We start from the raw sequence: 5,546 nt of genomic DNA on the forward strand, positions 1-5,546 counted from the left end.
TGCGATGGGCAACCTCACCGCCACCACCAATCCCGACAACTTCACGGTGGGCTTCACCCACGACCCCCTGGGCCGCGTGCGCTCGGCCTTCGACGAGGAGGGCCGCGAGGCCCGGCGCACCCTGGATATGCTGGGGCGCATGCGCCACCTCCTCGACCCCAATAGCCACGCCCACATCTTCACCTACTATGGCCCGGAGCAGGATGTCTGGCTCCAGCAGGCCTGTGACGCCCTCAATCGCTGCACCACCTTCGATTACGACGCGAATGGCAACCTTGGGCGCCCTGGTTTACCGGTTGTCACCCGTCGCCCGAGGGCCGCTTCAACCTGGGTTTTGAATCGTTGGCCGCCCAGGGCGTAGTTACTTTTGGTCGCCTGGCGAATCTCGTCAATGAGGCCGGAGTCGAGTTCGAGGCCGGAATAACTCCCGGTTGGGCAGGCTTTTTCCTCACGCCCTCAGAAAGCGCTCCACCGACACAGCCGCCTGCTTGAGAATCGCCCGCAGCGTCCCTTCCGGCAAATCGCCGGGGTGGTTGGGGACGGTGGTGTAGCGGTCAGTGGCCGGGTTGTACCAGATCTCATGGCTGCCGGCGGCCTGGCGGTCGAACTCAAAGCCGAGCGTCTTCAGCTTCTTGATGGTTTGCCGGCACTTGAAGCCGGCCAGCCACCCTACGCTTGAACCTTAGCTGCCGATCACGAGCGGATAGTCGAACGAATCGCCGACTGGCGGCAGGTCTGGTGGCGTGTCGCGCTCGGCCTTGGCCTCGAGCAGCTTCTTGCCCACGTCGCGGGCGATCTCAAGGGTCTCCTGGATGGTGCGCCCCTGGGCGACCAGTCCCGGAATATCCTCCGACGTCGCCAGATAGACGCCTTCGGGCAGCTTCTCAATGTGCAGATTAGCGATCTGTTCCATAAACATCTCCTTTAGCCGTGAGGCGCAACGAGCAGCCCACCAACTCGTTCAGTTTGCTGTGGCACACCACGATGTCCAGAAACCGACAGATGGTCTTCTGATCCTTCGACTGGAGGCGGCCGAGCTGTCGGCACGGTTCCTTGAGTTTTCGGTTTCGGATGTCGAAAGCGTCCTGCTCGTTGCTCTCTGGCTCCTGCGATAATCGATCAAGCCGGGTTTCGAGGACAGTATACGTGAGATTCTCCGCCGCCGGGCGCCTGACGCGCCGGGACCTGCCGGGCGGAGTCAGTACCCAATACGACTACCTCGCCGATGATGCCCTGGAGTCCCTGACCACGACCGCTCCGGGCGGGCCCATCCACAGCCAGGGCTTCACCTACGACACCCTCGGGCGCCGCGCGACGATGACGGAGACCCTGGGCGGCGTCTCCCGCAGCCACACCTACGGCTACGACGCCCTCTCGCGGCTGCTCTCGGTGGACAGCGGCGGGGCCGTGGAGGCCTGGACCTACGACGCCTTCGGCAACCGGGTGACCCACACCCCGCCCGCCGGGCCCGTCGCCCACTACGTCCACGACGACGCCCACCAACTCCTCGAAATCCGTGAGGGCAGCCCGGCCGGGCCCCTCGTAGGCCAGCTCCTCTACGACGCCAACGGCAATCTCACCAAGCACTGCACGGGCAACGTCACCGATCTGGGCGGCGACTGCACCGGCGATGACGCGCTGACCCTCGCCTACGACGCCCTGGACCGCCAGGTCCAGGCCTCCCGCACCGGCCTCCCTGCAGAATCCTACACCTACGACCCCCAGGGCCGGCGCATCGCCAAGACCGTCGGCGCCACCACCACCGCCTACCACTACGACGGCGATGCCCTCTACCAGCAGGTCGAAGGCGACTGGTCCGATCCGGTGGCCCGCTACGTCCACGGCGCCGGCATCGACACCCCTATCCTTCACTATGCCCCGGCCAGACCCTCGTCTACCACCAGGACGGGCACAACTCGGTCATCGCCACCACGGATGCCGCCACCGGCGCCTTGGTCGCCACGCAAGGCTACGGCCCCTGGGGCAATCCCGAACCGGCCCTCACCGGCGGACCCGCCATCCCCACCTACGGCTACACCGGACGCGAGCCCGACGCCACCGGCCTCGTCTACTACCGGGTGCGGTACTACCACCCGGCCATCGGCCGGTTCACCCAGCCCGATCCCCTGGGCTTTATCGACGGCGTCAACCGCTACGCCTATGCGCTCAACAGCCCCGTCAACTTCATTGACCCAACGGGGACGGTCGGAGAAGGGAGCGTCCAGACGCCCCAGCCCGAGAGCCGGCCTATCTACGGGGCGTCCCCGGTGGACACGACACCCGGCGTCACCGAGCGCATCGGTACCACGACCCTCGATGTACTGCCCGTCGTCGGCGGCCTGAAGAGTGCCGCCCAGCTCGTCACCGGCCGTGACCTGGTGACCGGCGAGCCCGTCGACCGCCGCGAAGAGGGCCTAGGCGTCCTGCTCGGGGCCCTGGGGCTGAAGTTCTTGACCAAGGTCGATGACATCGCCGAGATTGGCAGCGATATTGCCCGGCAGGTCAGGAGGGGGGCGGATGGGGGCGTTACAAAGGGAGGACAGAAGCTTTTAGAAACGCCTCGTGATCTCCTTCTTCGCAATGCGCAAGACCCACGTCTAAAAGATGCAATAAATAACTTATACCGTCCTGGTGCAAAGGTTGGCAGCGGGAGCACTGCTGATGCTGTACGGTTTGAACGGGCAACTGGAGAGTTGCTATCCCCGAAAGGCCATACCCAAAAACTTATAGATCGTAGAACTCAGCTTATGAAGCTGAGGAAAGATCCCAACTTGGGTGCTGGTGATCGGCGCATTATTCATGACATTTTGAAAGATACTCAAGACGCACTGGGTAATTAGCCATGAGCAGTCAAAATTTTATTTTAGTTGAAGGTGCCTCCAATAAGGTTTCTGAATTTTTGGTTCAAGAGGTAAGTGGTTTTTCTAATTCCGATGAATATCTTCGTCTTGATGATGAAGATAGAAAATCGCCAGGCATTGTCTGTGGTGCATTTGCTAACTATATATCTCGAATATATGGAGAACGTGGTAATGCGGGTTTAGTTTTGGACAATGCCTTCAACGCTATTGAATCACTAAGTTCAGTACAGGATAGTGATGTAGAAAACTTGGTTGTAACTGAAATATTGGAAAATATCCATTTTGACGAATACCCCGAGCTAATACAGAAGCTTGGGAGTAAGTCTAAGGCCTTGCATGAGCGTTGGATAACCTGATTCTGAGGCAATGAACACCAACTTCCCGTTATACACCTCAATGGTGTATTGGGTACCGATGGCAAAGCCGGCTTGCTCCAGCCAATGCGAAGAGGAAGGGCAGCGGTGGACCCCATCCTCTGGACAGCAGATCGGGGCTGATAAGCGAAGGAAGCAAGAGGAAGGGTCAGGTCTTGCTTTTTGCTTGCGCCAGGCAAAGCCTGGAAGAGGGGGAAGAGAGCAAACATGACGTGAGCAATCGGAAACTTCTTACAGTGACCCGACGGGTGAAAGTCCCCAACCGGAAAGGACTGGCCATCCACCGGAACCGAGTGTTGCGTGGTGCGGGGGCGACCTCGCCTGCGAAGCGTACACAGGGGGCGGCTAGGCCGTGTGATAGAGCCTCGAAAGAAGCGTTGTGGAGCCGACGTCGTGTTAAAGGCGGAAGGCAGCAGTGGTTGCGTCGAGAATGGCCTGGCGCGACCACTCCACCGGGGTCGAAGAGCAGGGCATGGTCGCAAGGGTCACCCAGGAACCTGGGAGGGCTCAATCGTTCCTCGTCAAACGATGCGGTGCGGGCGCCGCAGTAGAAGCCGCCCAGGTCACCGTCGGCATTGGTCCAGCCGACGGGCGCGAACAGGACCGACGACGAGGTAGCGCCAAGCGAAGGCAACCAAGTGCGGCGCGATGACGGTTGAGCAATCGGAGCCGGCTGATACGACCGATGACGGCGGGGAACGCGCCCCCAGCGGACCCGTCCGAGGGAAGCGGCCGGTCGGTCTAAACACCTTCTGGAGGGCAAGATGACGCGAGCATTGGATCGCGAGATCATCTCCACGACACAACAGAAGATCGCGAACATGGCGAGGGAGGCACCGAGTATGGTGCTGCTGACGCTGGCGCACCACATCGACCTGATGTGGCTGGAAGAGGCGTACCGGCGTACGCGCAAGGATGGCGCCGTGGGCGTGGACGGCGTCACCGCCGAGGCGTACGAAGAGCGACTGCACGAGAACCTGAGCGACCTGCTCGAACGGTTCAAGAGCGGTCGTTACCGCGCGCCGCCGGTCAGACGTGTCCACATCCCCAAGGACGGCACGAAGAAGACCCGTCCCATCGGCATCCCCACCCTGGAAGATAAAATCCTCCAACGGGCGGTGCTCATGGTCCTGGAACCCGCCTACGAGCAGGACTTTCTGGACTGCTCCTACGGGTTTCGGCCCGGCCGCAGCGCTCACCAAGCGCTCGAAGCGCTCTGGAAAGGGCTGATGGCCATCGGCGGCGGCTGGGTGATCGACCTCGACATCCAGGACTTTTTCGGCAGCATGGAACGGACCCATCTCAACGCCTTTCTCGACCAACGGGTGCGTGACGGCGTGATCCGTCGCGTGCTGGGCAAGTGGATGCATGCCGGGGTCATGGAGGATGGGGCGATCAGCTACCCTGAGCGGGGCAGCCCGCAAGGGGGTGTGATCAGCCCACTGGCGTCGAACGTCTACCTGCACCACGTGCTCGACACCTGGTTCGAGCATGAGGTCAAGCCGCGTCTTCGGGGGCGCGCCTTTCTGGTGCGGTTTGCTGAGGATGCGACTTTGGCCTTCGAGCGCGAAGACGACGCCCGGCGGGTATTAGAGGTGCTGCCCAAACGCCTCGAGCGCTTCGGGCTGACCCTGCATCCCGATAAGACTCGGCTGGTGGACTTTCGCAGCCCATCACGGGCAGATAAGGAACCTCGCTCACAGCCTGAGCGCAGTTTCGATCTGCTCGGCTTTACCCACTATTGGGGGCGCTCCCGGAAGGGGCGCTGGGTGGTGCAACGCAAGACGGCCAAGACCCGTTTCAGCCGCGCCTTGCGGCAGATCGGGCACTGGTGCCGACGCAACCGTCACCGTCCGGTGGCGGAGCAACAGCAGGCGCTCAGCCGCAAGCTCAGAGGTCACGATGCCTACTACGGGATTACCGGCAACGCGCGAGCGCTTGCCCGATTCCGGCACGAGGTCCGTCGTCTCTGGCGCAAGTGGCTGAACCGTCGCTCTCGGGCGACCCGCCTGAACTGGGCGGCCTTCGCCCGTCTTGTCCAGCACTACCCGCTCCCGCCCGCGCGCGTGGTCCATAGCATCTATGCCACGTAGCGGATGTTTAGATCGAGGAGCCGGATGCCCGAATTGGGCATGTCCGGATCTGTGGGAGCCGCGGGGGAGAAATCTCACGCGGCGACCCGGCCCAGCAAGTGCTTGATTGTCGTCGGATACCACCGTTCTTTGGACATTTCACCCGTTTGCAGCACTTTTGTAATTTGGACAATCATGCGCTCAGCTATCTGATCAAGATAGAAAGTCGTCTGGAATAT

General features: G+C 61.7%; 7 protein-coding genes and 2 pseudogenes. 6 read left to right on the forward strand and 3 right to left on the reverse strand.

The window, feature by feature from the left end; genetic code table 11:
- Window positions 1-361 (forward strand): hypothetical protein (locus CKO40_RS23205; protein WP_200348830.1); only part of this gene is annotated, 361 nt, incomplete at its 5' end.
- Between the two features lie 87 nt (window positions 362-448).
- Here the strand turns inward: CKO40_RS23205 and CKO40_RS23210 are convergent.
- Together CKO40_RS23210 and CKO40_RS23215 are read right to left on the reverse strand one after the other, a co-directional pair.
- Window positions 449-664: a type II toxin-antitoxin system HicA family toxin gene (locus tag CKO40_RS23210; RefSeq protein WP_200348835.1), complete on the reverse strand. Its 216-nt coding sequence runs from the start codon at window positions 662-664 to the stop codon at window positions 449-451.
- An 18-nt stretch (window positions 665-682) separates the two neighbouring features.
- Complete coding sequence (locus tag CKO40_RS23215) at window positions 683-913, reverse strand: type II toxin-antitoxin system HicB family antitoxin (protein ID WP_200348831.1); 231 nt, start codon at window positions 911-913, stop codon at window positions 683-685.
- Window positions 914-1,071: 158 nt separating this feature from the next.
- Between CKO40_RS23215 and CKO40_RS25635 the strand changes: the two are divergent.
- The 4 genes and pseudogenes from CKO40_RS25635 to CKO40_RS23225 form a co-directional block, all read left to right on the forward strand.
- A pseudogene (locus CKO40_RS25635) lies at window positions 1,072-1,572 on the forward strand (RHS repeat domain-containing protein); the annotation flags it as partial.
- 380 nt (window positions 1,573-1,952) lie between these two features.
- Window positions 1,953-2,141 (forward strand): annotated as a pseudogene (locus tag CKO40_RS25550) (RHS repeat-associated core domain-containing protein); the annotation flags it as partial.
- A gap of 126 nt (window positions 2,142-2,267) precedes the next feature.
- On the forward strand, window positions 2,268-2,840 hold the full coding sequence (locus tag CKO40_RS24765; protein WP_338074256.1) for a pre-toxin TG domain-containing protein: 573 nt from the start codon (window positions 2,268-2,270) through the stop codon (window positions 2,838-2,840).
- A gap of 2 nt (window positions 2,841-2,842) precedes the next feature.
- The gene (locus CKO40_RS23225; RefSeq protein WP_200348833.1) at window positions 2,843-3,217 is read left to right on the forward strand and encodes a hypothetical protein; all 375 of its coding nucleotides are present in this window, start codon (window positions 2,843-2,845) and stop codon (window positions 3,215-3,217) included.
- Here CKO40_RS23225 and CKO40_RS25555 read toward each other — a convergent pair.
- Window positions 3,161-3,349 (reverse strand): SymE family type I addiction module toxin, encoded by a 189-nt coding sequence (locus CKO40_RS25555; protein ID WP_200348836.1) that lies wholly within the window; start codon window positions 3,347-3,349, stop codon window positions 3,161-3,163. The genes CKO40_RS23225 and CKO40_RS25555 overlap by 57 nt on opposite strands.
- Window positions 3,350-3,999: 650 nt before the next feature.
- Here CKO40_RS25555 and ltrA point away from each other — a divergent pair.
- Window positions 4,000-5,328 (forward strand): group II intron reverse transcriptase/maturase, encoded by a 1,329-nt coding sequence (gene ltrA / locus CKO40_RS23235; RefSeq protein WP_200348834.1) that lies wholly within the window; start codon window positions 4,000-4,002, stop codon window positions 5,326-5,328.
- Window positions 5,329-5,546 lie beyond the last annotated feature (218 nt).

The sequence above is a fragment of the Halochromatium glycolicum genome, from assembly GCF_016584085.1.
In the GTDB taxonomy this organism is placed as follows: Bacteria; Pseudomonadota; Gammaproteobacteria; order Chromatiales; family Chromatiaceae; genus Lamprobacter; species Lamprobacter glycolicus.

Coding starts and splice junctions, on each gene's coding strand:
- CKO40_RS23215 (WP_200348831.1), bottom strand. CDS start 913: ATGGAACAGATCGCTAATCTGCACATTGAGAAGCTGCCCGAAGGCGTC.
- CKO40_RS23225 (WP_200348833.1), top strand. CDS start 2,843: ATGAGCAGTCAAAATTTTATTTTAGTTGAAGGTGCCTCCAATAAGGTT.
- ltrA (WP_200348834.1), top strand. CDS start 4,000: ATGACGCGAGCATTGGATCGCGAGATCATCTCCACGACACAACAGAAG.